A 25,865-nucleotide genomic window follows, 5' to 3' on the forward strand; every position below is an offset into this window, starting at 1 on the left:
GCTGGTGACCAGCTCCCGCAGCGGATACCGGGCCAGCACCGCCTCCACCTCCGGCGTCAACGCCGCCGCCAGCCGGGAGGCGGCCGGACGCCCCTCGTCGCGCAGCGCGCGCACGGCCCCGAGCAGCACGCCCCTCGGCGCCGACTCGGGCACGCCGGACGCCGCCCGCTCGTACAGCCGGGCGCCCTCCTCCAGCACCAGCTCCGTGTCCATCCCCGCCGGGATCTTGATCTGCGCGTGGTGCCGCCAGGTGGTGACCGGATCGCCCCATGCCTCCACCGTGTACGTCCACAGGCCGGGCTCCCCGGCGGTGACGGTCGCCCCCCACCTGTCCGTGCCCGGGGCCAGCTCCCGCATCGGCGTGAACGGTCCCCGGCGGCCCTGCGGATCTGTCAGCACCACGTCGGCGGCCACCGCGTCGTGGCCCTCCCGGAACACCGTGGCGGAGATCTCGAACGACTCCCCGGTCACGGCCTTGGCGGGACGGCGCCCCTGCCGGACCAGTGGCCGGACGTCCAGGACCGGGATGCGCCCCACGGCGGTGGCCCGGTGCGTGGACGGTGGCGGGGGCCCTGTCTCGGCAGGACGGTCGGGAGGGGATCCGGGGCCGCGTTCCACCGGCGTCCGGGCGCCGGGTGCCGGGGGGGATGGCGAGTGGTGCTTGGCGGGCATGACCGCTCCTGTCCGCGTCAACGTGGGTGGGCGGATGACTGTGGGGAGGTGGGTCCTGCGTGGTGTTGTTGAGGGTTACCCGCTGGAGCCTTCCCACACTGTTCGGGTGGGCAATCCGGCACCTTGTTAACTACTCACGCGTATGTCGACACACAAGACCGGCCCCCTCCCGGGCGGGCGGAGCCGGTCGCCGGTGGGCCCGCTCCCACGGCCGCCGGCGCCGTCCCGGACGCCCGGTGCCCGGCACCTCGCGGGGGCCGCGCCACGCGCGGGGAACCCGGAGCGGCCGGTGCGGCGGACCGCGCCCGCACCCGCTCACCTCTCCCCCCGCCGGGCCCCCTGAGCAGCACGTTCGCCACCCGGGCCGGGGCCGGCCGCCGGCGCCCGGCGCCGCCGCGCCCGTCCCGCGGGGGGAGTCCGCCGGTGTGCCCGCCCGGGTGATCCGCGCGGTGCCGCACACGGTGGGGACCGAGGTGACCGGGAGTCCTGAAGTGAACGGGCCGGGGCAGGGAACCCGAGCCGGAAAAGGCCGGTTTCTTGTCCTGCCGCGCGGCGGCTCCGGGCTCGCGGGTGACACCGGGGGCGGTGGAGGCGTGAGCGGCCGCCCCCGGCCGCCGCGGGGGCGACATGGGCGTGATGCCGTCGCACGCCGGGGTCGAGCGCGACAAGGACGCCCTCGGGTGCGGAAACGGCCATGTCCGTCATGGTGTGAATCGTTCGGACAGGGGCACGGGGGTACCCGTGTCTCCCGGCTTCCCGCGCGGACCGTGCCCGCGCCGGTACTGTCGGCAGCGATGCCCGGACGCACACCGCGTCTCCGACGAACGCGCCGAGGTGGCTTGTGAAGGCGATCCGTCGATTCACCGTCCGACCCGTGCTCCCCGAACCCCTCCGGCCTCTGAGCGACCTGGCCCGCAACCTGCGCTGGTCCTGGCACGCCGAGACCCGTGACCTGTTCCGCTCCGTCGACCCCGAACGCTGGGCCGCCGCCGGCGGCGACCCCGTACGGCTGCTGGGCAGCGTGGCGGCCGCGAGGCTCGGCGAGCTCGCCGCCGACCGCGCGTTCCTGGACCGCCTCGCCGCGGTCGCGGCCGATCTGGACGCCTACATGACCGGCGAGCGCTGGTACCAGGCGCAGACCGAACGGCTGCCCGCCGCCGTCGCCTACTTCTCCCCGGAATTCGGCATCACGGCCGCCCTGCCGCAGTACTCCGGCGGACTCGGCATCCTCGCCGGCGACCACCTCAAGGCCGCCAGCGACCTCGGCGCCCCCCTCATCGGCGTCGGGCTGCTGTACCGGCACGGCTACTTCCGCCAGTCCCTGTCCCGGGACGGCTGGCAGCAGGAGCACTACCCCGTCCTCGACCCCAACGAGCTGCCCCTGGACCAGCTCAAGGAGGCCGACGGCACCCCCGCCCATGTCGTCCTCGCCCTGCCGGGCGGGCGCTCGTTGCGGGCCCGGATCTGGCTGGCCCAGGTGGGCAGGGTCCCGCTGCTGCTGCTGGACTCCGACGTGGAGGAGAACGACCTCGGCGAGCGCGGGGTGACCGACCGGCTCTACGGCGGCGGCAGCGAGCACCGGCTGCTCCAGGAGATGCTGCTGGGCATAGGAGGTGTCCGCGCGGTGCGCGCGTACTGCGCGCTGACCGGGCACCCCGAGCCCGAGGTGTTCCACACCAACGAGGGCCACGCGGGCTTCCTCGGCCTGGAACGCATCGCCGAACTGCGCGCCGGCGGGCTGGACTTCGACGCCGCGCTCGAGACGGTCCGGGCGGGGACGGTGTTCACCACCCACACGCCCGTCCCGGCCGGCATCGACCGCTTCGACCGCGAACTGGTCGCCCGGCACTTCGGCCCGCACGCGGAACTGCCGAACATGGAGGTCGACCGCATCCTCCGGCTCGGCATGGAGACCTACCCCGGTGGCGCGCCCGACCTGTTCAACATGGCCGTGATGGGTCTGCGGCTGGCCCAGCGCGCCAACGGCGTCTCCCTGCTGCACGGCGACGTCAGCCGGCGGATGTTCGCCGGGCTCTGGCCGGGGTTCGACGCCGAGGAGGTGCCCATCACCTCCGTCACCAACGGGGTGCACGCGCCCACCTGGGTCGCCCCCGAGGTGTACCGGCTCGGCGCCCGGCACATCGGCGCCCGGCGGGCCGAGGAGGCGCTGAGCGTCGGTGACTCCGACCGCTGGGACTCCGTCGCCGACATCGCCGACCAGGACATCTGGGAGCTGCGCCGGTCGCTGCGCGAGCTGCTGGTGCTGGAGGTGCGGGAGCGGCTGCGTGCCTCCTGGCGGCAGCGCGGCGCCGGGACGGCCGAACTGGGCTGGATCGACGGGGTGCTCGACCCGGACGTACTGACCATCGGGTTCGCCCGGCGCGTCCCCTCGTACAAGCGGCTGACGCTGATGCTGCGCGACCGGGACCGGCTGAGGAACCTGCTGCTGCACCCGGAGCGGCCGGTGCAGTTCGTGATCGCGGGCAAGGCGCACCCGGCGGACGACGGCGGCAAGCGGCTCATCCAGGAGCTGGTCCGCTTCGCCGACGACCCGCGGGTGCGGCACCGGATCGTGTTCCTGCCCGACTACGGCATGGCGATGGCGCAGAAGCTCTACCCCGGCTGCGACATCTGGCTGAACAACCCGCTCCGGCCGCTGGAGGCGTGCGGCACCAGCGGCATGAAGGCCGCGCTCAACGGCTGCCTCAACCTGTCCGTGCTGGACGGCTGGTGGGACGAGTGGTTCCAGCCCGACTTCGGCTGGGCCATCCCCACCGCGGACGGCGCGGGGACGGACCCGGACCGGCGCGACGACATAGAGGCCGCGGCGCTGTACGACCTGCTGGAGCAGCGGATCACGCCCTGCTTCTACGAGCGGGGGCGCGACGGGATGCCGGACCGGTGGATCGAGATGGTGCGGCGGACGCTGAGCCTGCTCGGGCCGAAGGTGCTGGCCGGACGGATGGTCCGGGAGTACGTCGAGCGGCTGTACGCGCCCGCCGCCCGCGCCCACCGGGCGATGGACCCCGACTCGGCGCGGGCGCTCGCCGCGTGGAAGGCGCGGGTGCGCTCCGCCTGGCACGGCGTCACCGTCGACCACGTCGAGACGTCCGTGACGGCCGCCACCGCGGAGCTCGGCACCACGCTGGGGCTGCGGGTGCGGGTGGGGCTCGGCGACCTCGGTCCCGACGACGTCGAGGTGCAGGCGGTGTCGGGACGGGTCGACGAGGAGGACCGCCTCACCGACGCGACGGCGGTGCCGCTGAAACCGGTGGGGGCGCCGGACGCGGAAGGACGGTGGGTGTACGAGGGACCGCTGTCGCTGGACCGTACGGGACCCTTCGGGTACACGGTGCGGATCCTGCCCGGGCACCGCCTGCTGGCGTCGGGCGCGGAGCTGGGGCTGCTGGCGGTGCCGTCGGAGGACCTGGCGGGGGCGGGACTGCTGATGCGGTGAGGGAGTGTGCCGGGGCGCGGGCTCAGTACTCGTCGAGGCCCCGGGTGGCGAGGCGGCGCAGCACCTTGCCGCAGCGGCGGGCGTAGGCCTGCTGGAGGCCCCGGGTGGCGGGCCCGCCCGCGCGGGAGTACCAGCGGGCGGGCCTGCTGAACGCCTCGACGGTCAGCCACACCGTCCCGTCACCCGTCCGGTCCACGACGAAGGACTCCTCGCCGCACTCCGGATGGCCGGCCAGGGTGCCGTACGCCCAGCCGGCCCTGCGGTGCTCCTCCACCGTCCACACCACCCGGCAGGGCGCCCTGACGACGCCGGCGAGGGTGATCGTGACGTCGACGTCCGGGGCCGCGCGGTCGGCGGCGGTCTCGACGCCGACCCCCATCTCCCGGTGCAGTTCCCAGGTCAGCAGCGCCTCGGCGGCCTGCCGGAAGACCGCCTCGCCCTCGCCGAGGCGGGTGCGCACGCGCATCGGGTGGAAGCCGGGAGGGCAGAAGCCCGGCTCCCGGGTCGCGCCGACGTGGTCGTAGGTGAAGTCCGCCGAAGACATGGGACCCAAGACTAGGGGGCCCGGAGCTCCGGGGACGCGGGCGGGGCGGTGTCCGGCTCTCGCGCCGGGCACCGCACCGGTGCGGGAGGACGGAGCCGGGCAGGAAAGAGGCGGCGCCCCGGGTGGTTCCCACCACCCGGGGCGCCGCCCTGTCCACGGCCGTTTACGGGAAGGTGAGCTTCCAGCCGTTGATGTAGCCGGTGTCGTAGCGTGCCCGGTCCTGCACGCGCAGGTTCCAGGTGCCGTTGGCCGTCTCGGAGGAGGCGTTGACCGTGAACGTCTGGTTGATGTTGTCCGCGGAGCCGCCGGTGCGGTTGCGCAGGTTGTACACCGTGCCGTCCGGGGCCACCAGGTCGACGACCAGGTCACCGCTGTAGGTGTGCACGATGTCGACCGCGACCTGGAGGTTGGACGGCGCGTTGCCCGTCCGCCCGGTGACGGTGATCGGGGACGTCACCGCGGCACCGTAGTCCGGGATCGAGACGTCGGCGGTGTTCTCGAAGGACGTGCCGCCACCGCCGCCGTCACCGGAGCGGGTGCCGACGTTGATGCCGGCCCAGGCGTCCTGCACCGCCTTGTACTCGGCGCTGTCCGTGCCGTACAGCTCACCGGTGGCCGCCAGGGTGCCGGTGCGGGCGCCCGCGTAGTTGGTGGTGGAGGTGAACTTCGTGGTGAGCGCGCGGAACCAGATCTTCTCCGCCTTGGCGCGGCCGATGCCGGTGACCGGGAGGCCGTCGGAGGTGGCCGAGTTGTAGGTGACACCGTTGATGGTCTTGGTGCCGCTGCCCTCGCTCAGCAGGTAGAAGAAGTGGTTCGCGGGGCCGGACGAGTAGTGGACGTCGACGCTGCCGATGCCCGAGTACCAGTAGTCCTTGGACGCGCCGTCCTTGCTGGGCTTGTCCATGTAGCGCAGCGGCGTGCCGTCGCCGTTGATGTCGATCTCCTCGCCGATGAGGTAGTCACCGACGTCGGAGGCGTTGTTGGCGTAGAACTCGACGGTGGCGCCGAAGATGTCGCTGGTCGCCTCGTTCAGGCCGCCGGACTCGCCGCTGTAGACGAGGCGGGCGGTGTTCGAGGTGAGGCCGTGGGTCATCTCGTGCGCGGCCACGTCGATCGAGGTCAGCGGGTTGGCGTTGCCCGAGCCGTCGCCGTACGTCATGCAGAAGCAGCTGTCGGACCAGAACGCGTTGACGTAGTTGTTGCCGTAGTGGACCCGGGAGTAGGCGCCCACGCCGTCGCCTCGGATGCCGCTGCGGCCGTGCACGTTCTTGTAGTAGTCCCAGGTCAGCGCGGCCCCGTAGTGGGCGTCGGCGGCGGCCGACTCCAGGTTGGACGGGCTGCCGTTGCCCCACACGTCGTCGGAGCCGGAGAACAGGGTGCCGGTTCCGGAGGTGCCGCGGTTGAGGTTGTACGTCTTGTGCCCGCCGCGCGCGCCGTCGGTGAGGTTGTACGACGACCCGGACTGCGTGGTGGTCAGGTCGACGGTGCCGCTGTAGACGGTGTGGCCGGTTCCGTTGTGGACGGCCTGCCACTCGTACAGCTTCTCGCCCGTGGTGGCGTCCGTGACGACGTGCAGCTCCTGCGGGGTGCCGTCGTGCTGGAGCCCGCCGACGACCGTCTCGTACGCCACGACCGGCTCGCCGTCGGCCGCCCAGATCACCTTGCGGGGGGCGCGGTCGACGTCGGGGCTCTCGGCCTTCTCGGCCTTCGCGGCGGACAGGGCCTGCTGCTCGGCCTTGGCGGCCGGCACCTTGGCGGTGGTGGTCGCGGGCTTCACCGCGGCCCGGGTGGCCTTGACCACGGAGGCGGCCTCGCCGGCCGTGTCGCCCTGGACGACCAGGTCGCCGCCGAGGACGGGCAGTCCGTCGTAGGTGCGCTCGTAGCGCACGTGCACGGTGCCGTCGCGGTCCTTGAGGACGTCACGGACGACGAGCTTCTCCTTGGCGCCCAGCCCGAGGTCCTTGGCGGTGCGCGCCTTGGTGGCGTCGGCCTCGCGGATCAGCGCGGCCCGCTCGGCGGGGGTGAGCCGGACCGACTCGGCGCCCGGCTTCGCCTTGCTCTCGGCCGCCGGTGACCGTTCCGGGGCGGCGGTGGCGGAGCCGGACTGCACGGCCGTGGCGACCAGCGCGGCCACCCCGGCGAGGGCGACGGCGGCGGCGCGGCGGTGCGTGGTGTGGGGGGTGCGTCTGTGGGACGACCTGGTTCTCAACGCTGACTCCTTCTGCGTGGCCGCGGGTCACGCGGCCTGGGGAGACCGGCCGGCGGGTGAGCCGTCCGGGCAGAACGGAAGTGCGAGGTGCTCTGAGCCGTGGCCGCCCCGCAGCGGGGTGGAGCCGTGGGGTGGAGCTGTGGGGTTGCTGTGCGGCGGCCGTGGGAAGAGTGGCAGGGGATCGCGGTTGCTGTCAGGAGCGCGTCAACACATTGGCCGGAAATCGTTCGTTGTCCGGGAGTTCGGGTTCGGTATACGAACGGTTGGGGGGCGGGGTGGGGTGGTGGGGGTGCGGGTGGTCCGGTTCTCGCCCCCGCCGCCCCTTCCCGTCCCGTCCCCGGGGGCTGCGCCCCCGGACCCCCCTCCGGCCCTGAACGGGCCTTGTCCTCAAACGCCGGACGGGCTGGATGGGCCGGGCGGGGTGGATGGGCCGGATGGGCCGGAGGCGGGGGTGCCGTGCCAGGAGTTCCAGAGGGAGGCGTAGGTGCCGCCCGCCGCCACCAGGGTCTCGTGCGTGCCGAGTTCGGTCAGGCGGCCGTCCTCCATGACGGCCACCCGGTCCGCGTCGTGCGCGGTGTGCAGCCGGTGCGCGACGGCTATGACCGTACGGCCCTCCAGGACGGCGGCCAGCGCGCGCTCGGTGTGCCGGGCCGTCGTCGGGTCGAGCAGCGCGGTCGCCTCGTCGAGGATCAGCGTGTGCGGATCGGCCAGCACGACCCGGGCCAGTGCGAGTTGCTGCGCCTGCGAACCGTCGGTCGCGTGCCCGCCCTCGCCGAGCTCGGTGTCCAGCCCCCGCGGCAGCCCGCGCACCCACGGCGCGGCGCCCACCACGTCCAGCGCCGCCCACACCTCCCCGTCCGTTGCCGCTGGTTCGGCGATCCGCAGGTTGTCGCGCACCGACCCGAGGAAGACGTGGTGCTCCTGGGTGACCAGCACCACCTGCCGGCGCAGCCGCTCCGGGTCGAGGGCGGACACCGGCACCCCGCCCACGGTCACCGTCCCCGACGTCGGCGCGTCCACGCCCGCCAGCAGCCGGCTCAGCGTGGTCTTGCCGGCGCCGGACGGACCCACCACCGCCAGCCGTTCGCCCGGTGTCACCGTCAGATCGACCCCGCGCAGCACCTCACCGCCGCCGTCGTACGCGTAGCGCACCCCGGACACGTCGATGAGGCCGCCGGCCGGGTCGGGGCCGGCGCCCCGCTCCACCTGGCGCGGCGCCCGGGCCAGTCCCTCCACCCGGGCGAAGGAGGCCCCGCCGGCCTGCAACTGCTCCAGCCGCATCAGCACCTCGTCCAGCGGCCCGGTCAGCTGGAGCAGGTACAGCGACGCGCTCACCACCGCCCCGAGACTCACCGTGCCCTGCTGGTGCAGCCATCCGCCGAGCAGCAGCACACCGGCCACCGGCACGACGTAGGACACCTCGACCACGGGAAAGAACACCGTGCGCAGGAACAGCGTGTGGAACCGGGTGCGCCGGGACGTCTCCAGCGCCTCGCGGCTCGCCCGGATCCGCCGCTCCTCCAGCCGGAACGCCTCCACCGTACGGGCCCCCGCCGCCGTCGCCGCGACGATCTCCGCCACGTCCGAGTTGGCCGCGCCCTCGGCGAGGTAGGCGGCGCGGGCCCGGCGCAGATACCAGCGCAGCACCAGCCAGATCGGCGTCAGCCCGAGCAGCCCCAGGACGCCCGGCAGCGGAGCCACCACCAGGACCGCCCCCATCAGGAACAGCGACTGCACGGCGTTGACCAGCAGCGAGGGACCGGCGTCGCGCAGCGTCGTCCCCACGGCGGTGACGTCCGCCGTGCCCCGCGCCGTCAGATCACCCGTGCCGGCCCGCTCGACCACCGACGACGGCAGCGCCAGCGCCCGGTCCACGAACCGCTCCCGCACCCGGGCCAGCGTCCGCTCCCCGAAACGGTGCCCCACGTACCGGGCCCAGCGGGACAGCAGCAACTGCGTGACGGCGCACAGCAGGATGACCGGCGCCAGCCGGTCCACCACCGCCACCCCGCCCCCGTCGCGCACCCCGTCGACGATCCGCCCGAGCAGCCAGGGCCCGGCCAGCCCGGCCAGGGCCGCCAGCCCGTTCAGCGCCAGTACGCCGGCGAAGGCCCGCCGGTCCGCGCGCACCAGCCCCGCGGCGGCCCGCCGCACATCGGCGGGCCCGGCGAGGGGAAGCCGGTCCCCGCTCATCCCGGAACCTCCTCGCCGGCACGCTCGTCGGCGTCCCGTGCCACCAGCTCCCGGTATCCGGGCTCCCTGTCGAGCAGTTCACGGTGGCTGCCGCTCGCCACCACCTTGCCGTCGGCCAGGTAGAGCACCCGGTCGGCCCGGTCGAGCACCAGCGGCGAACTGGTCGCCAGCACCGTCGTACGCCCCTTCCTGACCGCGCGCAGCCGGTCGGCGGCCGTGGCCTCGGTGTGCGCGTCGAGCGCCGAGGTCGGCTCGACGGCCAGCAGCACCTCCGGGTCGGCCAGCAACGCCCGTGCCAGCCGGACCCGCTGCCGCTGCCCTCCGGAGAGACTGCGTCCCTGCGCGGACACCGTCGAGGCGAGCCCGTCGGGCAGCCCCTGCACGATGTCGTCGGCGGCGGCCGCGCGCAGCGCCCGCAGCACGTCCTCGTCGGACGCGTCCGCGCGCCCGGCCACCACCTCCCGCAGCGGGCCGGCGAACAGGGCGGCCTCCGGGTCGGCGACCAGGATCCGCTCCCGCACCCGCGTGAGCGCGATCTCGTCCAGTCGCACCCCGCCCCAGGTCGCCTCCGACGGCGCGTACCGGCCGAGGCGGTCCACCACGGCGAGCGCGTCGGCGGGGCGTGCGGCGGCGAGCGCGGTCAGCCGGCCCGGCAGGACCCGCGCCCCCGACTCCGGGTCGTACAGCGCGGACGGTTCGGCCGGCGGATCGGCGGTGGCCGCGTCGGCCGGCGGCTCCAGCCGCAGCAGCGCCGCCACCCGGCGGCCGGCCACCACGCCCCTGCTCAGCTGGTAGCCGCACTCGATGAGGAACATCACCGGCCACACCAGGACGGTCACATAGCCGTACACCGAGACCAGTTCGCCCACCGTGATCTCGCCCCGCGCGGCCAGCCGTGCCGCGATCCAGGTCACCACGGCGAGGAACAGCGCCGGCAGCCCCGCGGTGAGGGCCTGGATCCAGCTCGTGACCGACCCGACCCGGTAGCCCTGCTCCCGCAGCCGCCCCGAGTCCCGGCGGAACGCGTCCGAGACCAGGCTCTTCCCGCCCAGCCCGCTCAGCACCCGCAGCCCGCCGGCGAGATCACCGATCCGCGCCGTCAGCACGCCCTGCCGCTCCCGGTACTCCGTCTCCGTGTCCCGCAGCCGCCCCGTCAGCGGTCCCACCACCAGCCCGATCACCGACACCCCGAGCAGCACCACCACCGCCAGCAACGGCGACACCGACAGCAGCAGCCCCGCCACCACCGCGTACGCCACGACCGCGCCGATCCCGGGCCCGACGGCGGTGAGCGACTGGGCGACCGTCTGCACGTCGCCCACCCCGATGGTGACGACCTCCCCGGCCCCGGTCCGCCGCTCCAGCGAGGCGCCGAGCCGCACCGTGTGCCCCACGACCACCTTGACGGTCCGGAAGTTGGCGTCCATCCGCACCCGCGTCATCGTGCGGTGCCGCATGATGCTCAGCCACGAGTTGATCCCGTTCACCACGAACAGCGTGCCGGTCCACAGCGCCAGCGCCCCCATGTCGCCCGGCTCCAGCCCGTCGTCCACGGCCCGCGACATCGCGTACGGCGTCGCCGCCAGCAGCACCATCCACACGCTGCCGAACACGGCTCCCGCCGCGCACCGCCCCGGCTGCCGCAGCACCAGCCACCACAGATAGCGGGCCCCGCCCCGGCAGTCCGGCGTGCCGGGATCCCCGTACGCGTCGATCACCGCTCGCTCCCCCCTCGCCGCCGCCGGACCTACGCCAGACTGTCCCGCCACGCCCGGTGCAGGTCCGCGAACCTGCCCGTGCCCGCGATGAGGTGGGCCGGGCTGCCGTCCTCGACGATCCGCCCGTGCTCCATCACCAGCACCCGGTCCGCGATCTCCACGGTGGACAGACGGTGGGCGATCACCACCGCCGTGCGCCCCTTCAGCACCGTCGCCATGGCCCGCTGGACCGCCCGTTCGCCGGGGATGTCCAGGGAGCTGGTCGCCTCGTCCAGGATGAGCACCGCCGGGTCGGCCAGCAACGCGCGGGCGAACGCCACCAGTTGCCGCTGGCCCGCCGAGATGCGGCCGCCCCGCTTGCGCACGTCGGTGTCGTAGCCGTCGGGCAGGGCGGCGATGAAGTCGTGCGCGCCGATCTCCTTCGCCGCCTGCTCGATCTCCTCCCGGGTGGCGTCCGGCCGGCCGATCGCGATGTTCTCCGCGACCGTCCCGGAGAACAGGAACGCCTCCTGCGTCACCATCACCACCTCGCGCCGCAGGTCGCCTCCCGTCAGGTCGCCCAGGTCCACGCCGTCCAGCAGCACCCGGCCGTCGGTGGGGTCGTAGAACCGGGCGAGCAGCTTCGCCAGGGTCGACTTGCCCGCGCCGGTGGAGCCGACGACCGCGACGGTCTGCCCGGCCGGCAGGGTGAGGCCGAAGCGGGGGAGCACCTCACCGCCGGTGCGGTAGGCGAAACGGACGTCGTCGAAGACGACCTCACGGCCGGGCAGGCCGGGACGCCGCCCGGGCAGCTCCCGGGGGGACACCGGCTCGGGCACGGACGGGGTCTGGGCCAGCAGGCCGGCGATCTTCTCCAGGGAGGCCGCCGCCGACTGGTAGGAGTTGAGGAACATGCCGAGCCGGTCGATCGGGTCGTACAGCCGGCGCAGGTACAGGACCGCCGCCGCCAGGACGCCGAGTTCCAGCGACCCGTCCGCCACCCGGTAGGCGCCCCACAGCACGATCAGCGCGACGGTGGTGTTGGCGGTGATCCGGGAGCCGACCACATAGCGGGCCATCTCCAGCAGCGCGTCGCCGTTGGTCCGCTCGTGCCGCCCGTTCAGCACCGCGAACTCCGCGTCGTTCGCCGCTTCCCGGCGGAAGGCGCGCACCGGACGGATGCCGTTCATCGTCTCGACGAACTTCACGATCACCGCGGCGATGGCCGTCGACCGCTTCCGGTACACCCGCCCGGCCCGCCGCTGGTACGACCGCACGAGCAGGTACAGCGGCACGAACGACGCCAGGGCGACCGCGCCGAGGCCCAGGTCGAGCCAGAGCAGCAGCACCGAGATGTAGACGGCCGAGAGGATGACCGTCACCAGTTCCTGCAGGCCCTCCTCCAGCAGTTCCCGCAGCGACTCCACGTCGGTGGTGGAGCGGGAGATGAGGCGGCCCGAGGTGTAGCGCTCGTGGAAGTCGACGCTCAGCTCCTGCGCGTGGCGGAAGATCCGGCCGCGCAGGTCGAGCAGCACGTCCTGGCTGACCCGGGCGGAGGCCTTGACGAACGCGTACTGGAGCGTGCCGGACGCCGTCGCGCACAGCAGGTACGCCACGGCCACCGCGACGAGCGGCCCGTGGTCGGCGGCGCGGAACGCCGGCACCGCCCGGTCGATCGCGTACGCCACCAGCAGCGGGCCGGCCTGCACCGCGGCCTGCTGGAGCAGCAGCAGTACGGCGGTGACGGCGACCCTGCCCCGCAGGGGCGAGAGCAGGGAACGCAGCAGGGCGCCGGTGGCGCCCGGGGGAGCGGGGAGCCGGTCCTGGTCGAAGGGGTCGCCGGCCTTCGGGGTCCGGTCGTCGTCCTTGTCCTCGACGGGTGCGGTGGTGGCCGCCGTCATCGCTGGTCCTCCTGTTCCCCAGCCGGGGCGCCGGACATGAGGTGGGCGTACTCGGGGTTGCCGCGCAGCAGTTCGTGGTGCGTGCCGACGGCGGTGATCCGGCCGCCGGAGAGCAGGGCGACGCGGTCGGCGAGCAGGACCGTGGAGGGGCGGTGCGCGACGATGAGGGCGGTGGTGTCGGCGAGCACGCGGCGCAGGGCGGCCTCGACGGCGGCCTCGGTGTGCACGTCGAGTGCCGAGAGGGGGTCGTCCAGGACGAGGAAGTCGGGGCGGCCGACCACGGCGCGGGCCAGGGCGAGGCGCTGGCGCTGGCCGCCGGAGAGGCTGAGGCCCTGTTCTCCGACCTGGGTGTCCGTGCCCCGGGGCAGCGCGTGCGCGAAGTCGGCCTGCGCGACGGCCAGGGCGCGGGCGAGGTCCTCCTCGCCGGTTCCGCCACCCATCAGCACGTTCTCGCCGACCGTCGCGGAGAAGAGGGTGGGTTCCTCGAAGGCCACGGCGACGCGGGAGCGCAGTTCCTCGAGGGACATCGCCGTGATGTCCGTCCCGTCGAGCGTGATGCGGCCCTCGGTGACCTCGTGGAGGCGGGGGACGAGGGCGGTGAGCGTCGTCTTGCCGCTGCCGGTGGCGCCGACGAGGGCGAGGGATTCGCCGGGGCGGATGTGCAGGTCGATGCCGTGCAGCACGGGTGCCGAGCCCTCGGGCGCGTCGGGGTAGCGGAAGCCGACGGAGTGGAAGACCAGTCCGCCCTCGCCGTCCCGCGGGCGACCGCCCCCGTCCGCGGCGGGCCGCGGCCCGGGCGCGGGGGACTCGGGTTCCGCGTCCATCACCTCGAAGTAGCGTTCCGTGGCCGTCGCCGCCTCCTGGCTCATGGCCAGCAGGAAGCCGATCGAGTCCACCGGCCACCGCAGGGCCAGTGCGGTGGACAGGAACGCCACCAGCGTTCCCGCCGACAGCGAGCCGTCCGCCACCTGCACGGCACCCAGCACCAGCGCCGCGCCGATCGCCAGCTCCGGGAGCGTGACGATGACGCCCAGGATCGTCGCCAGCAGCCGCGCCTTGTGCAGTTCCGTCCCCCGCAGGTCCCCCGACAGCTTCCGGAACGCCATGGCCTGGCTGCGGTGCCGCCCGAAGCCCTTGATGATCCGGATGCCGAGCACGCTCTCCTCGACGACCGTCGTCAGGTCCCCCACCTGGTCCTGCGCCCGCCGCGCCGCACCCGAGTACCGCTTCTCGAAGACCACGCAGGTGATCAGCACGGGCACGGCCGGCACCAGGATGACCAGCCCCAGCGCCCAGTCCTGCACCAGCATGATGATCACACCGACCAGGATGGTCACGCCGTTGACCAGCAAGAACGTCAGCGGGAAGGCGAGGAACATCCGCAGCAGCATCAGATCCGTGGTGGCCCGCGACAGCAACTGCCCCGACGGCCACCGGTCGTGGAAGGCCACCGGAAGCCGCTGCAGACGCCGGTAGAGATCCGCCCGCATCTCCGCCTCCACGTGCGACAGCGGACGCGCCACCAGCCACCGCCGGAACCCGAACAGCAGCGCCTCCGCGAGCCCGAGCAGCAGCAGGTACAGCGCACCGAGCCACACCCCGGCCGGGTCCCGGTCGGCGATCGGGCCGTCCACCATCCACTTCAGGACGAGCGGGATGACCAGCCCGATGCAGGAGGCGAGGATCGCGATGAAGGCGGCGCTGAACAACCGCGCCCGCACCGGCCGCACGTACGGCCACAGCCGCAGCAGCGTGCGCACGGCGGAACGGGACTCCGGGGGAGAAGGTGTAGTGGGCATCAGCAGCGAGCCTACGGTTCGCCACTGACACTGCCCACCGAGTTTTGGCCGGACCGGCCTCCGCCTCCGGTCCTACGACCTGCGGCTACCGCCCGCGCCCGGCCCGCGCCCACGGCCCGCGCCATCCGGAGGGTCGTACCCCCGTATCAACCGATCGGCCGATGCCGGTCCGAGCGCATCGCCCGATGCGCCGGCGGTGCCCGCGCCGCGACGCTGGAGCCATGTCCGTCATCGACGTCACCGATCTGCGCAAGTCCTACGGGGGCCACGCGGCCGTCGACGGTGTCTCCTTCACCGTCGAGGAGGGGGAGATCTTCGGGATCCTCGGCCCCAACGGCGCCGGCAAGACCACCACCGTGGAGTGTGTCGAGGGCCTGCGCGTCCCCGACGCGGGCCGCGTCCGCGTCACCGGCCTCGACCCCGTCACCGACCACCAGGAGGTCACCCGCGTCCTCGGAGCCCAGCTCCAGCAGAGCGAACTCCAGCCCAAACTCACCGTCCGCGAGGCCCTGGAGCTGTACGCCTCCTTCTACCCGCACCCCGCCGACTGGCGCCCGCTCGCCGAACGGCTCGGTCTCACCGGGAAACTGACCACCCGTTTCGGCAAGCTGTCCGGCGGCCAGAAACAACGCCTGTTCATCGCGCTCGCCCTCATCGGCAACCCGCGGGTCGTCGTCCTGGACGAGCTCACCACCGGCCTCGACCCGCGCGCCCGGCGCGACACCTGGGAACTCATCGAGGACGTCCGCGCCGGCGGTGTCACCGTCCTCCTCGTCACCCACTTCATGGAGGAGGCCCAGCGCCTCTGCGACCGCATCGCGGTGATCGACAGGGGCCGGATCGCCGCGCTGGACACCCCGGCCGGGCTGATCCGCCGCTCGGCGGGCGCCACCGTCATCAGCTTCACCCCGTCCGCGCCGCTGGACGACACCGACCTGGGCGCCCTGCCCGGGCTCGCCTCGGTCCAGCACAAGGACGGCCGGATCACCCTGTCCGGCACCGACGAGACGGTCAACGCCGTCATCACCCTCCTCGCCCGCTCCCGCGTCACCGCCCACCAGCTGCGCGTCACCGACGCCACGCTGGACGACGCCTTCCTGGACCTCACGGAGGCCACGGCATGAGCACCGACGTCCTCGACACCGCGGTCCTCAGGACCGAGTTCCGCCTCTTCCGGCGCGAACCCGGCGGCATCTTCTGGATCATGCTCTTCCCGACGATGCTGCTGGTGATCCTGGGCTCCATCCCGTCCTTCCGGGAGGCCGACCCGGCCCTCGGCGGTCTGCGCCCGGTCGACGCCTACGTGCCGGTCGCCGTCCTCCTCGGGCTGATCATCGGCGGGCTCCAGGGCATGCCGCCCACCCTGACCGGCTACCGGGAGACCGGCATCCTGCGCCGGATGTCCACCACCCCGGTACGCCCCGCCGCGCTGCTCACCGCACAGATGGTGGTGCTCGGCGCCGCCTCGCTGCTCTCCGCCCTGGTCACCCTCGCCGTCGGCCGGCTCGCCTTCGGGGTGGGCCTGCCCCAGCAGCCGTTCGGCTACCTCGTCGCCCTGCTGCTGGCCCTGCTGGCCTCCCTCGCCCTGGGCGCCGTCCTCTGCGCCGTCTCACGCACCGCGAAGATCGCCACCGCGATCGGGTCGACCGCGCTCTTCCCCTCGATGTTCACCGCGGGCGTGTGGCTCCCGGTGGAGGCCATGCCGGACCTGCTGGCCGACATCGTCGGCTGGACCCCGTTCGGCGCCGCCGCCCAGGCCCTGAACGAGGCCGCGGCCGGCGACTGGCCGGGCCCGCTCCGCCTCGCGGTCCTCGCGTTCTGGACGGTGCTGCTCACGGCGGCGGCCTCGCGCTGGTTCCGCTGGGAATGACGACCGGGAGCGGACGCGCGGACGTGACCGACAATGACGCCATGGCGGACGCGACGCAACTCGATCACCGGTGGGCGGTGTTCGACCGCTGGGGCCCGTACGGGCTGCTGGCCCTGAGCACCCTGATCGCCTGGGCGACCGCCGACGCCCTCGACATGGGCACCGGTCAACGAGGGGCGTGCGCCGTGCTGGTCGTCGCGGCCGTCGCCCTGGAACTGCGGTGGAACAGGGCGGCCCCCGGCCGTCCGGAACCCTCCCCGGCGGGCGCCCGCCAGTACGCCCTGCGCTGGGCGCTCGCCTTCGCCCTCACCGTGCTGCACCCGCTGTTCGCCTTCTACGCCGCCCTCGGCTACTTCAGCACCGAGCGGCTGCTGCCGAGCCGTCTGCGCAAGGCCGGTCTGTTCGCCACCGCCGTGACCATGGCGGGCTCCCAGTCGGGCGGGCTGCCGCCGGGCGACGGGCTCGGCTGGGTGCTCTTCGGCTCGCTCCTCGCCGCCAACAGCGTGCTGGCCCTCCTCTTCGGCCACTTCGCCGAACTGGAGGAGGCCCGCGGGCGTGCCCGGGTGGAGACCATCGCCGAACTCGAACGCACCAACCTGGCGTTGCAGCAGGCCCTCGACGAGAACGCCGCCCTGCACACCCAGCTCCTCGTCCAGGCACGGGAGGCCGGGGTCGCCGACGAGCGGCGGCGGCTGGCCGCCGAGATCCACGACACCATCGCCCAAGGGCTGACCGGCATCATCACCCAGCTCCAGGTCGCGGCGAGCGTCCGGGACCCGGACGCGGCCCGCACCCACGGGGAACGCGCCCTCGCCCTCGCCCGCGAGAGCCTCGGCGAGGCCCGCCGCTCCGTGCACAACCTCTCCCCGGTCGCCCTCGCCGACGGCGGGCTGCCCGAGGCACTGAAGAAGACCGTCACCGAATGGGACGAACGCAGCGGTGTCCGCGCCGGGTTCACGGTCACCGGCACCGCCGAGCCGCTGCACGACGAGGTGGCGGCCACCCTGCTGCGCATCGCCCAGGAGGCCCTGTCCAACGCCGCCCGCCACGCCGCCGCCGGACGCGTCGGCGTCACCCTCTCCTACATGGGTGACGAGGTCACCCTTGACATCCGCGACGACGGCCGGGGCTTCGACCCGCTCGCCGTCCCCGCGCGCACCGGCACCGGCGGCTTCGGCCTCGACGGGATGCGGGCCCGCGCCGAACGCGTCGCCGGGGCGCTCACCGTCGAGTCCGAACCCGGCGGCGGCACGGCCGTCTCGGCTCGCGTACCGTTGGTCCGCCATGACCGATGACGCCCCGACCGACGCCGTGACCGGCGACGCGGTGATCTCCCTCCTCGTCGTCGACGACCACCCCGTCGTACGGGACGGCCTGCGCGGCATGTTCGACTCCGCGCCCGGTTTCCACGTCCTCGGGGAGGCCGCCAACGGCGTCGAGGCGCTGGAGCGCGCCGCCGCCCTGGACCCCGACGTGATCCTCATGGACCTGCGGATGCCGGGCGGGGGCGGCGTCGACGCCATCGCCGAACTCTCCCGCCGGGGCACCCGCGCCCGGGTCCTGGTGCTCACGACGTACGACACCGACTCCGACACCCTGCCCGCCATCGAGGCGGGCGCCACCGGCTACCTCCTCAAGGACGCGCCCCGCGAGGAACTGTTCACCGCCGTCCGCGCCGCAGCCCGGGGCCGTACGGTGCTCTCCCCGGCCGTCGCCTCCCGCCTGGTCTCCGCCGTCCGCACCCCCGCGGCCCCCGGCAACGAGCCGCTCTCCGCCCGCGAACGCGAGGTCCTGGCCCTGGTCGCCAAGGGCACCTCCAACCGGGAGATCGCCCGCGAACTGTTCATCAGCGAGGCGACCGTGAAGACCCACCTCACCCACATCTTCGGCAAGCTCGGGGCCAAGGACCGCGCGGCGGCGGTGGCGGTCGGCTACGACCGGGGCATCCTCGGCTGAACGCGCCGCGCCCGCCCGTCAGGGCCGCACCCGCAGCAGCAGGACCGACCGCCCCGGCACCGTGATCCGGGACCCCGCGCGGTGCTCCGCCTCCGGCGCCCGGTCCTGTTCCTCCCGCGCGGTGTCCACCACCACCTCGTACCGCCCGGCCCACGGCGGTCCCGGCAGCTCGAACTCCACCGGGCCGTGGCCCGCGTGCAGCACCGCCAGGAAGCTGTCGTCGAGGACCGGCGCCCCCCGCTCGTCGCGCCCGGGGATGTCCCGTCCGGAGAGGTACATGCCGAGCGTGGCGGCCGGCGCGTACCAGTCGTCCGCCGTCATCTCCGTGCCGTGCGGGGTGAACCAGGCCAGGTCGCGCAGCCCGTCCGCGGAGTGCGGGCGCCCGGAGAAGAAGGCCCGGCGGCGCAGCACCGGGTGCCGGTGGCGCAGGGCGATCAGCCGGGACGTCAGCTCGAACAGGGGCCGCCAGCCGGGGTCGTCCAGCAGGGACCAGTCCACCCAGCCGATCTCGTTGTCCTGGCAGTAGGCGTTGTTGTTGCCGCGCTGGGTGCGGCCCATCTCGTCACCGGCGACCAGCATCGGCACGCCCGTCGACAGCAGCAGCGTGGTCAGCAGGTTGCGCATCTGCCGCCGCCGCAGGGCCCGTACGTCCTCGTCGTCGGTCTCCCCCTCGGCGCCGCAGTTCCAGGAGCGGTTGTCGTCCGTGCCGTCCCGGTTGCCCTCGCCGTTCGCCTCGTTGTGCTTGCGGTCGTAGGACACCAGGTCCCGCAGGGTGAGACCGTCGTGCGCGGTGACGAAGTTGACCGAGGCGTACGGCCGCCGCCCGCCCCACGCGTACAGGTCGCTCGACCCGGACAGCCGGTAGCCCATCTCCCGCACGTCCGGCAGCGCGTGCCGCCAGAAGTCCCGTACCGTGTCGCGGTACCGGTCGTTCCACTCCGTCCACAGCGGAGGGAACGCGCCCACCTGGTAGCCCCCGGAGCCGACGTCCCACGGTTCCGCGATCAGCTTCACCCGGCGCAGCACCGGGTCCTGGGCGATCACCGCGAGGAACGGCGACAGCATGTCGACGTCGTGCATGGAGCGGGCCAGCGCCGCCGCCAGGTCGAAACGGAAGCCGTCCACGCCCATCTCCGTCACCCAGTAGCGCAGCGAGTCGGTGATCAGGCGCAGCACGTGCGGCTGGACGACGTGCAGGGTGTTGCCGCAGCCCGTGTAGTCGGCGTACCGGCGGGCGTCGTGCTGGAGCCGGTAGTAGCCCCGGTTGTCGACGCCCTTCAGGGAGAGCGTGGGGCCCAGCTCGCCCGCCTCGGCGGTGTGGTTGTAGACCACGTCGAGGATCACCTCGATCCCCGCGGCGTGCAGGGCGCGCACCATCCGCCTGAACTCGCCCACCTGCTGCCCCGCCGACCCGGACGCCGCGTAGCCGGCGTGCGGGGCGAAGTAGCCGATGGAGTTGTAACCCCAGTAGTTGCGCAGGCCGCGCCGCAGCAGGTGGTCCTCGTGCGCGAACTGGTGCACCGGCAGCAGTTCCACGGCCGTCACGCCCAGCTTCACCAGGTGCTCGACCGCCGCCGGGTGCGCGAGACCGGCGTACGTGCCGCGCAGCTCCTCCGGGACCCCCGGGTGCCGCTGGGTGAACCCCTTGACGTGCAGCTCGTAGATCACCGAGTCCGCCCACGGCGTCTTCGGCCGGCGGTCGTCCGTCCATTCGTCGTCGGGTCCGTCGTCGTGGACGACCACCCCCTTGGGCACGTACGGCGCCGAGTCCCGGTCGTCGCGCACGGTGTCCGCGACGTGCTGCTCCGGCCAGTCGCGGACGTGTCCGTACACCTCGGGCGGCAGCAGGAAGTCCCCGTCCACCGCGCGGGCGTACGGATCGAGCAGCAGCTTCGCCGGGTTCCAGCGGGCGCCGGTCCACGGGTCCCAGCGGCCGTGCACCCGGTACCCGTACCGCTGCCCGGGCCGCACACCCGGCACGAAGCCGTGCCAGATCCCGTGCGTCAGCTCGGTGAGCCGGGCGCGGTTCTCCCGGCCGCCCTCGTCGAACAGGCACAGCTCGACCCCCTCCGCGCCGCCCGCCCACAGCGCGAAGTTGGTCCCCGCCACCCCGTCCGGGCCGGTCCGGAACCGGGCGCCCAGCGGCGTCGGCCGCCCCGGCCGGACCGGCACCGTGGGCACGGGCGGCGCCGGCCGCGCGCCGTTCACGACGACGGCCGGGCGCCCGTCCCCGGTGGCCCGTTCTCCGGCCACCGCCTCCTGCTCGGCTGCGCTGGACACCTGTCAGCCTCCCGCGGCTCGTGGGGGACGACGGCGGACAGGGGTGTGCGACGGCCCGTCCCCTCGGCTCCGTCCGCGGCTCCCCGGCGCGTCGTCCTCCCACTGTTCTGCCCAGCGCGTGCCTCGCACTCACGTGTCCCCGGGGGGCGGCATGGTCGTTTCCGGAGGCGAGGCGCGTCGTTGGGTACCGCGTGAGGCACGTAACTGGGCGCGCACGGCGCGCGAGGGCCGCGCTGGCCGTCGTAGTGGCATGGGCAGGACTGCTGACCGGAACCGCCGGATGCACCGCGGACGGCCCCGTCCGGGGGGCGTTCGGCCCCCCGGGCCGGGGGGACGCCATCCGGGTGGTCCCCGACGACGGCAGCGAGGACGTACGGCCCGGCTCCCCGCTGCGGGTACGGGTGCCCGACGGGCGGCTGGAGTCGGTGAAGGTCGTCGTGTCCCAGGACGCGCGGGAGTCGCCGGTCCCGGGACGGGTCTCCGCCGACGGGCTGACCTGGAAGCCCGACGACGACCGGCTGGCGCTCGCCGCCAAGTACACCGTCGACGCGGTGGCGGTGGACGGCGAGGGCCGCCGCTCCGCCCGGCACACCACCTTCACCACCTTCGTCCCCGAGGAACGCTTCATCGGCTACGTCGCCCCGGAGGACCGCGCCACCGTCGGCACCGGGATGATCGTCTCCCTGGAGTTCAACCGGAAGATCGCCCACCGCGCCGCCGTCGAACGCGCCGTCCGCGTCACCGCCCGCCCCGCCGTGGAGATCCGCCCGCACTGGTTCGGCGACTCCCGCCTGGACTTCCGCCCCGAGCACTACTGGAAACCCGGCACCAGGGTCACCGTCGACCTCGACCTGCGCGACGTCGAGGGCGCGCCCGGGGTGTACGGCCTGCAGCGCCGCACCTTCACCTTCACCGTCGGCCGCAGCCAGGTCTCGGTGGTGGACGCCTCCCGGCACACCATGCGGGTGCGGCGGGACGGGGAGCTGCTCACCACCGTGCCGATCACGGCGGGGGCGGCGAAGACGCCCACCTACAACGGCAAGATGGTGATCACCGAGATGCTCGAGGTCACCCGCATGAACAGCCGCACGGTCGGTTTCGGCGGCGAGTACGACATCCCCGACGTGCCGCACGCCATCCGCCTGACCAGCTCCGGCACCTTCCTGCACGGCAACTACTGGGCGGAGCCCGGGGTGTTCGGCAGCAGCAACGTCAGCCACGGCTGCGTCGGCCTGCGCGACGAGAAGGGCGGGGGCGCGGACACACCGGCCGGCTGGTTCTTCGACCGCAGCCTCATCGGTGACGTCGTCGAGGTCGTCAACAGCAAGGACAGGAAGGTGGCGCCCGACAACGGCCTCGGCGGCTGGAACATGAACTGGAGGCAATGGACGGCGGGCGGCGCGGAGAAGCGGCGCTGACCGCAACCCTTCGGGCGGCCGCCGGAAGTTGGAACGCAACGGTGACAATACCGCCGCCGGAACAGCCCCTGGCCTGTGGTTACTATGCGGCCGAGCGCGCGTGGGGCGCGCGGGGGCGCGGGTCCGGCCGGCAGGTGCCGGGGCCGCCGAGGGGAGAAACAAGTGAACGTGGGGCCGATATCGGGGGCGTCGGTGGGCGCGCGGCGACGGAGCGGCAGGAAACTGGCGGCCCTGGCGCTCGGGCTGGCGCTGGCGGTCACCGCCTGCGGCGGCGGGGGAACGGGCGCGGGAGCCGGTCCGGGGGACGGCAAGGGGGAGGGCAAGGACTCCACCGCGGCGCAGAGCAAGCAGTCCGAGGCCGTGGTCGCGATCGCGCCCGAGGACGGCGCCGAGTCCGTCAGGACCACCGGCGCGCTGAAGGTGACCGCGAGCAAGGGCAAGCTGACCGAGGTCGTCGTCAGGAACCCGGACGGCGGCACGGTCGAGGGGGAGATATCCGGCGACGGCGCCACCTGGACGCCGTCCACCCACCTCGCCGCCTCGACCAAGTACACGGTGCACGCCGTCGCCAAGGACTCCGGGGGCCGCACCGCGGCGGAGGACTCCACCTTCACGACCCTGACGCCGAAGAACACCTTCATCGGTCACTTCACGCCCGAGGACGGCTCCGAGGTCGGCGTCGGCATGCCGTTCTCGCTCCGCTTCACCCGGGGCATCACCAACCCCGAGGACGTCGAGAAGGCCATCCGCGTCACCACCGAGCCGGCCGTCGAGGTCGAGGGCCACTGGTTCGGCAACGACCGCCTCGACTTCCGCCCGGAGAAGTACTGGCAGGCCGGCACCAAGGTCACCGTCGACGTCAACCTCGACGGCGTCGAGGGCCGGGACGGCGTCTACGGGAAGCAGTCCAAGAAGGTCTCCTTCACCATCGGCCGCGCGCAGGTCTCCGTCGTCGACGCCAAGAAGCTGACGATGGAGGTCCAGCGGGACGGCAAGGTCATCAAGACCATCCCCGTCACCACCGGCAAGGCCGGCATGGAGACCTGGAACGGCCAGATGGTCATCAGCGAGCGGCTGAAGGTCACCCGCATGAACGGCGAGACGGTCGGCTACGGCGGCGAGTACGACATCAAGGACGTCCCCCACGCCATGCGCCTGACCACCTCCGGCACCTTCCTGCACGGCAACTACTGGGGTGGCGGCGCCTTCGGCAACTACAACGCCAGCCACGGCTGCATCGGTCTGCGGGACGTGCGCGGCGGCTGGGACAAGAAGGCGCCGGGCGCCTGGTTCTTCGAGAACTCCATGATCGGCGACGTGGTGGTCGTCAAGAACTCCAACGACGCGGTGGTCGCCCCGGACAACGGCCTCAACGGCTGGAACATGTCCTGGGAGAAGTGGACGGCGTAGCGGAGCGGGTGCCCCGCGTCCCCGAGGGGGCGCGGGGCCGGCCCGGCGGGCGGCGCACCTGCGCTGTCCCGGCGTGTGAACGCCCGCTAACCTGCGGAGCATGACCGTACATCTCGAAGTCGCCGAAGGCGTCGGCACGCTGCGGCTGGACCGGCCGCCCATGAACGCGCTGGACATCGCCACGCAGGACCGGCTGAAGGAACTCGCCGAGGAGGTCACCCGGCGCGACGACGTGCGCGCCGTGGTGATCCACGGCGGCGAGAAGGTGTTCGCGGCGGGCGCGGACATCAAGGAGATGCAGGCCATGGACCACGCGGCCATGGTCCGGCGGGCCCGCGCGCTCCAGGACTCCTTCACCGCCGTCGCCCGCATCCCCAAGCCGGTCGTGGCCGCCGTCACCGGCTACGCGCTCGGCGGGGGCTGCGAACTCGCCCTCTGCGCCGACTACCGCATCGCCGGGGAGAACACCAAGCTGGGCCAGCCGGAGATCCTTCTCGGCCTGATGCCGGGCGCCGGCGGCACCCAGCGGCTGTCCCGGCTGATCGGCCCCTCCAGGGCCAAGGACCTCATCTTCACCGGCCGCCAGGTCCGGGCCGACGAGGCGCTGACGCTCGGCCTGGTCGACCGCGTGGTCCCCGCCGACGAGGTCTACCCGCAGGCGCACGCCTGGGCGGCGAAGCTGGCCAAGGGCCCGGCGATCGCGCTGCGGGCCGCCAAGGAGTCCGTCGACACCGGTCTGGAGACCGACATCGACACCGGTCTGGCCGTCGAACGCAACTGGTTCGCGGGCCTGTTCGCCACGGAGGACCGCGAGCGCGGCATGCGCAGCTTCGTCGAGGAGGGCCCCGGCAAGGCGAAGTTCCTGTGACGCCCCGCTGAAAAACCACCGCGGGGGCTTGCAATTGACGCGATGTCTGATCCGGGTCACTCGACGCGGCGGAGTGTGGGAGCCTTGGGGCACCCTTAAGCCGCCGTGTCGAGGGAGCCCGTCGATTGCCCGAGAGCGAGCCGTTTCCGCAGGCAGGACGGGCCTTCGACACCTCCGACGTGCCGACGGCACATGCCGGGGGCCCGGTGTCCGACGCGGACGCACCGGCGGCGCCTTCCCGCCGAACGGCCCCGCGGGCCCCGGCGGACGGCCATGATGGGGGCACGGCGGGGCTGGATCGCAGGGAACAGCCGCGGGGAGACGGACGTACGAGCGCGTCGCGCTGGTCGCCGACGGTCGAGGACGAACGGGCCCTGAAGGCGCTGGAGTCCTTCGGCAACCCCACGGAGGCGGAAGTTCCGTTACCGTCCCGCCCCGAGTCCGCCGCCACCGCCCGCCGCCTCGTCCAGGTCGTCGCCCTGCGCCAGTGGTGCCTCCCCGCGAAGACCACCGAGGACGCCGTCCTGCTCGTCTCCGAACTGGTCGGCAACGCCGTACGCCACACCGGAGCCCGCGCCTTCGGCCTCCGCATGCGCCACCGGCGCGGCTGGATCCGCGTCGAGGTCCGCGACCCGTCCCGCGGCCTGCCCTGCCTCATGCCGGTCCAGGACCTGGACGTCAGCGGCCGCGGTCTCTTCCTCGTCGACACACTCGCCGACCGCTGGGGCGTCGACCTGCTGCCCCGCGGCAAGACCACCTGGTTCGAGATGCGGGTCACGGACCGCTGAGAGCCCGCCCGCCCCGGCCGCTCACCGGCCCGGAAGGAACAGCGCCTCCGAACCCACCGGCCGGTAGCCCGCCGCCTGGAACGCCCGCATGCTGCGCGCGTTGCCCGGCGAGATCTGCGCCCACACCGGCTCACCCACGGCCAGCCGCCGCGCCGCGAGCGCCAGCCGCCGGCCCAGGCCCCGGTGCCGTGCCTCCTCCGCCACCTCCACCGCGACCTCCAGCCGCCCCGCGACTCCCCGGCCCAGGACCAGCACGCCCCCGTCCGCCGTCCACACCCGCACCTCGTCCCGCCGGGTCAGGGCGGCGGCGACGCGGGGATGGCCGGGGTCGCCGACCTCCGCCAGGCCGGGCGGCGGGCCGCCCGGCAGCGGCCGCGCCACCGTCACCACGTCGATGGTGTCCGTCCGCCGCCCCGTGCGCTCCAGGAAGGCGGACAGGAAACGCACGTTCATGGTGGCGGCCAGGGCGTCGCAGTCGGCCTCGGCGAGCGTCCGCCGCACCCACGCGGGGTCCTCGTCGGTGAACACCACGGAGTGTCCGGTGAACGCCAGCACCCCCGCGTCCCGGGCGGACGGCTGCGCCACCACCGTCGTCCCCCCGTCCGGCGCCGGGAAGACGCCCCGCGCCGCCCCGTCGAGAATCTCCCTCAGCCCGTCGGCCACCCTCGTGCTCCTCGCGTCCGCACCCACCGGAAGGCCCAGACTCCCAGACACGATCGACGCCGGCACCGGACTCCCGGCATCCGGTGGTCGCCGCACCGCGCTTCAGGGGCGCCGGATAATCTGACCCGCGTCAGCACGAC

At 73.8% G+C, this 25,865-nt stretch carries 18 protein-coding genes; 9 read left to right on the forward strand and 9 right to left on the reverse strand.

Annotated elements, in window-relative coordinates; translation table 11 throughout:
* A partial coding sequence (locus IE172_RS16080; protein ID WP_190097932.1) for a maltotransferase domain-containing protein occupies nucleotides 1–672 on the reverse strand: 672 nt, incomplete at its 3' end.
* 841 nt (nucleotides 673–1,513) lie between these two features.
* Between IE172_RS16080 and glgP the strand changes: the two genes are divergently transcribed.
* Nucleotides 1,514–4,129 (forward strand): alpha-glucan family phosphorylase, encoded by a 2,616-nt coding sequence (gene glgP, locus IE172_RS16085; RefSeq protein WP_190097933.1) that lies wholly within the window; start codon nucleotides 1,514–1,516, stop codon nucleotides 4,127–4,129.
* A 22-nt stretch (nucleotides 4,130–4,151) separates the two neighbouring features.
* Here the strand turns inward: glgP and IE172_RS16090 are convergent, their stop codons facing one another.
* The 6 genes from IE172_RS16090 to IE172_RS16115 form a co-directional block, all read right to left on the reverse strand.
* A complete protein-coding gene (locus IE172_RS16090) occupies nucleotides 4,152–4,673 on the reverse strand; it encodes a DUF1990 domain-containing protein (RefSeq protein ID WP_190097934.1) in 522 nt (173 codons plus the stop codon).
* A gap of 163 nt (nucleotides 4,674–4,836) precedes the next feature.
* The gene (locus IE172_RS16095; protein ID WP_190097935.1) at nucleotides 4,837–6,882 is read right to left on the reverse strand and encodes a M4 family metallopeptidase; all 2,046 of its coding nucleotides are present in this window, start codon (nucleotides 6,880–6,882) and stop codon (nucleotides 4,837–4,839) included.
* Nucleotides 6,883–7,269: 387 nt separating this feature from the next.
* The gene (locus IE172_RS16100; protein ID WP_190097936.1) at nucleotides 7,270–9,075 is read right to left on the reverse strand and encodes an ABC transporter ATP-binding protein; all 1,806 of its coding nucleotides are present in this window, start codon (nucleotides 9,073–9,075) and stop codon (nucleotides 7,270–7,272) included.
* On the reverse strand, nucleotides 9,072–10,793 hold the full coding sequence (locus IE172_RS16105; RefSeq protein WP_190097937.1) for an ABC transporter transmembrane domain-containing protein: 1,722 nt from the start codon (nucleotides 10,791–10,793) through the stop codon (nucleotides 9,072–9,074). The genes IE172_RS16100 and IE172_RS16105 overlap by 4 nt, the downstream gene beginning before the upstream one ends.
* A 29-nt stretch (nucleotides 10,794–10,822) precedes the next feature.
* Nucleotides 10,823–12,673, reverse strand: coding sequence for an ABC transporter ATP-binding protein (locus tag IE172_RS16110; RefSeq protein WP_190097938.1), 1,851 nt, complete (start codon nucleotides 12,671–12,673; stop codon nucleotides 10,823–10,825).
* Nucleotides 12,670–14,472, reverse strand: a complete 1,803-nt coding sequence (locus IE172_RS16115) for an ABC transporter ATP-binding protein (protein WP_190097939.1) — start codon at nucleotides 14,470–14,472, stop codon at nucleotides 12,670–12,672. The genes IE172_RS16110 and IE172_RS16115 overlap by 4 nt, the downstream gene beginning before the upstream one ends.
* A gap of 221 nt (nucleotides 14,473–14,693) precedes the next feature.
* Here IE172_RS16115 and IE172_RS16120 point away from each other — a divergent pair, with 221 nt between their 5' ends.
* The 4 genes from IE172_RS16120 to IE172_RS16135 are packed head-to-tail and all read left to right on the forward strand — an operon-like array spanning nucleotide 14,694 to nucleotide 18,298.
* A complete protein-coding gene (locus tag IE172_RS16120; protein ID WP_190097940.1) occupies nucleotides 14,694–15,596 on the forward strand; it encodes an ABC transporter ATP-binding protein in 903 nt (300 codons plus the stop codon).
* Nucleotides 15,593–16,342: an ABC transporter permease gene (locus IE172_RS16125; protein ID WP_190097941.1), complete on the forward strand. Its 750-nt coding sequence runs from the start codon at nucleotides 15,593–15,595 to the stop codon at nucleotides 16,340–16,342. The genes IE172_RS16120 and IE172_RS16125 overlap by 4 nt, the downstream gene beginning before the upstream one ends.
* A 41-nt stretch (nucleotides 16,343–16,383) precedes the next feature.
* Complete coding sequence (locus IE172_RS16130) at nucleotides 16,384–17,637, forward strand: sensor histidine kinase (RefSeq protein WP_229886117.1); 1,254 nt, start codon at nucleotides 16,384–16,386, stop codon at nucleotides 17,635–17,637.
* A complete protein-coding gene (locus IE172_RS16135) occupies nucleotides 17,627–18,298 on the forward strand; it encodes a response regulator (RefSeq protein ID WP_190097943.1) in 672 nt (223 codons plus the stop codon). Before IE172_RS16130 ends, IE172_RS16135 begins: the two co-directional genes overlap by 11 nt.
* An 18-nt stretch (nucleotides 18,299–18,316) precedes the next feature.
* Here the strand turns inward: IE172_RS16135 and glgX are convergent, their stop codons facing one another.
* Nucleotides 18,317–20,578, reverse strand: coding sequence for a glycogen debranching protein GlgX (gene glgX, locus IE172_RS16140; protein ID WP_190097944.1), 2,262 nt, complete (start codon nucleotides 20,576–20,578; stop codon nucleotides 18,317–18,319).
* A 191-nt stretch (nucleotides 20,579–20,769) separates the two neighbouring features.
* Between glgX and IE172_RS16145 the strand changes: the two genes are divergently transcribed.
* The 4 genes from IE172_RS16145 (at nucleotide 20,770) to IE172_RS16160 (ending at nucleotide 25,062) form a co-directional block, all read left to right on the forward strand.
* Entirely contained in the window at nucleotides 20,770–21,996 is a 1,227-nt protein-coding gene (locus IE172_RS16145; RefSeq protein WP_190097945.1) for a L,D-transpeptidase, read from the forward strand.
* 162 nt (nucleotides 21,997–22,158) lie between these two features.
* Entirely contained in the window at nucleotides 22,159–23,406 is a 1,248-nt protein-coding gene (locus IE172_RS16150; protein WP_190097946.1) for a L,D-transpeptidase, read from the forward strand.
* Between the two features lie 100 nt (nucleotides 23,407–23,506).
* Nucleotides 23,507–24,274 (forward strand): enoyl-CoA hydratase/isomerase family protein, encoded by a 768-nt coding sequence (locus IE172_RS16155; protein WP_190097947.1) that lies wholly within the window; start codon nucleotides 23,507–23,509, stop codon nucleotides 24,272–24,274.
* A 179-nt stretch (nucleotides 24,275–24,453) separates the two neighbouring features.
* The gene (locus IE172_RS16160) at nucleotides 24,454–25,062 is read left to right on the forward strand and encodes an ATP-binding protein (protein WP_190098172.1); all 609 of its coding nucleotides are present in this window, start codon (nucleotides 24,454–24,456) and stop codon (nucleotides 25,060–25,062) included.
* Between the two features lie 21 nt (nucleotides 25,063–25,083).
* Here the strand turns inward: IE172_RS16160 and IE172_RS16165 are convergent, their stop codons facing one another.
* Nucleotides 25,084–25,725, reverse strand: a complete 642-nt coding sequence (locus IE172_RS16165; RefSeq protein ID WP_190097948.1) for a GNAT family N-acetyltransferase — start codon at nucleotides 25,723–25,725, stop codon at nucleotides 25,084–25,086.
* Between the last annotated feature and the right edge of the window lie 140 nt (nucleotides 25,726–25,865).

It is taken from the genome of Streptomyces griseoflavus (assembly GCF_014649995.1).
In the GTDB taxonomy this organism is placed as follows: domain Bacteria; phylum Actinomycetota; class Actinomycetes; order Streptomycetales; family Streptomycetaceae; genus Streptomyces; species Streptomyces griseoflavus.

Excerpts from the sequence above, each read along its gene's own strand:
- IE172_RS16090 (WP_190097934.1), bottom strand. The coding sequence starts at position 4,673 with ATGTCTTCGGCGGACTTCACCTACGACCACGTCGGCGCGACCCGGGAG.
- IE172_RS16100 (WP_190097936.1), bottom strand. The coding sequence starts at position 9,075 with ATGAGCGGGGACCGGCTTCCCCTCGCCGGGCCCGCCGATGTGCGGCGG.
- IE172_RS16110 (WP_190097938.1), bottom strand. The coding sequence starts at position 12,673 with ATGACGGCGGCCACCACCGCACCCGTCGAGGACAAGGACGACGACCGG.
- IE172_RS16115 (WP_190097939.1), bottom strand. The coding sequence starts at position 14,472 with ATGCCCACTACACCTTCTCCCCCGGAGTCCCGTTCCGCCGTGCGCACG.
- IE172_RS16120 (WP_190097940.1), top strand. The coding sequence starts at position 14,694 with ATGTCCGTCATCGACGTCACCGATCTGCGCAAGTCCTACGGGGGCCAC.
- IE172_RS16125 (WP_190097941.1), top strand. The coding sequence starts at position 15,593 with ATGAGCACCGACGTCCTCGACACCGCGGTCCTCAGGACCGAGTTCCGC.
- IE172_RS16130 (WP_229886117.1), top strand. The coding sequence starts at position 16,384 with ATGGCGGACGCGACGCAACTCGATCACCGGTGGGCGGTGTTCGACCGC.
- IE172_RS16135 (WP_190097943.1), top strand. The coding sequence starts at position 17,627 with ATGACCGATGACGCCCCGACCGACGCCGTGACCGGCGACGCGGTGATC.
- IE172_RS16155 (WP_190097947.1), top strand. The coding sequence starts at position 23,507 with ATGACCGTACATCTCGAAGTCGCCGAAGGCGTCGGCACGCTGCGGCTG.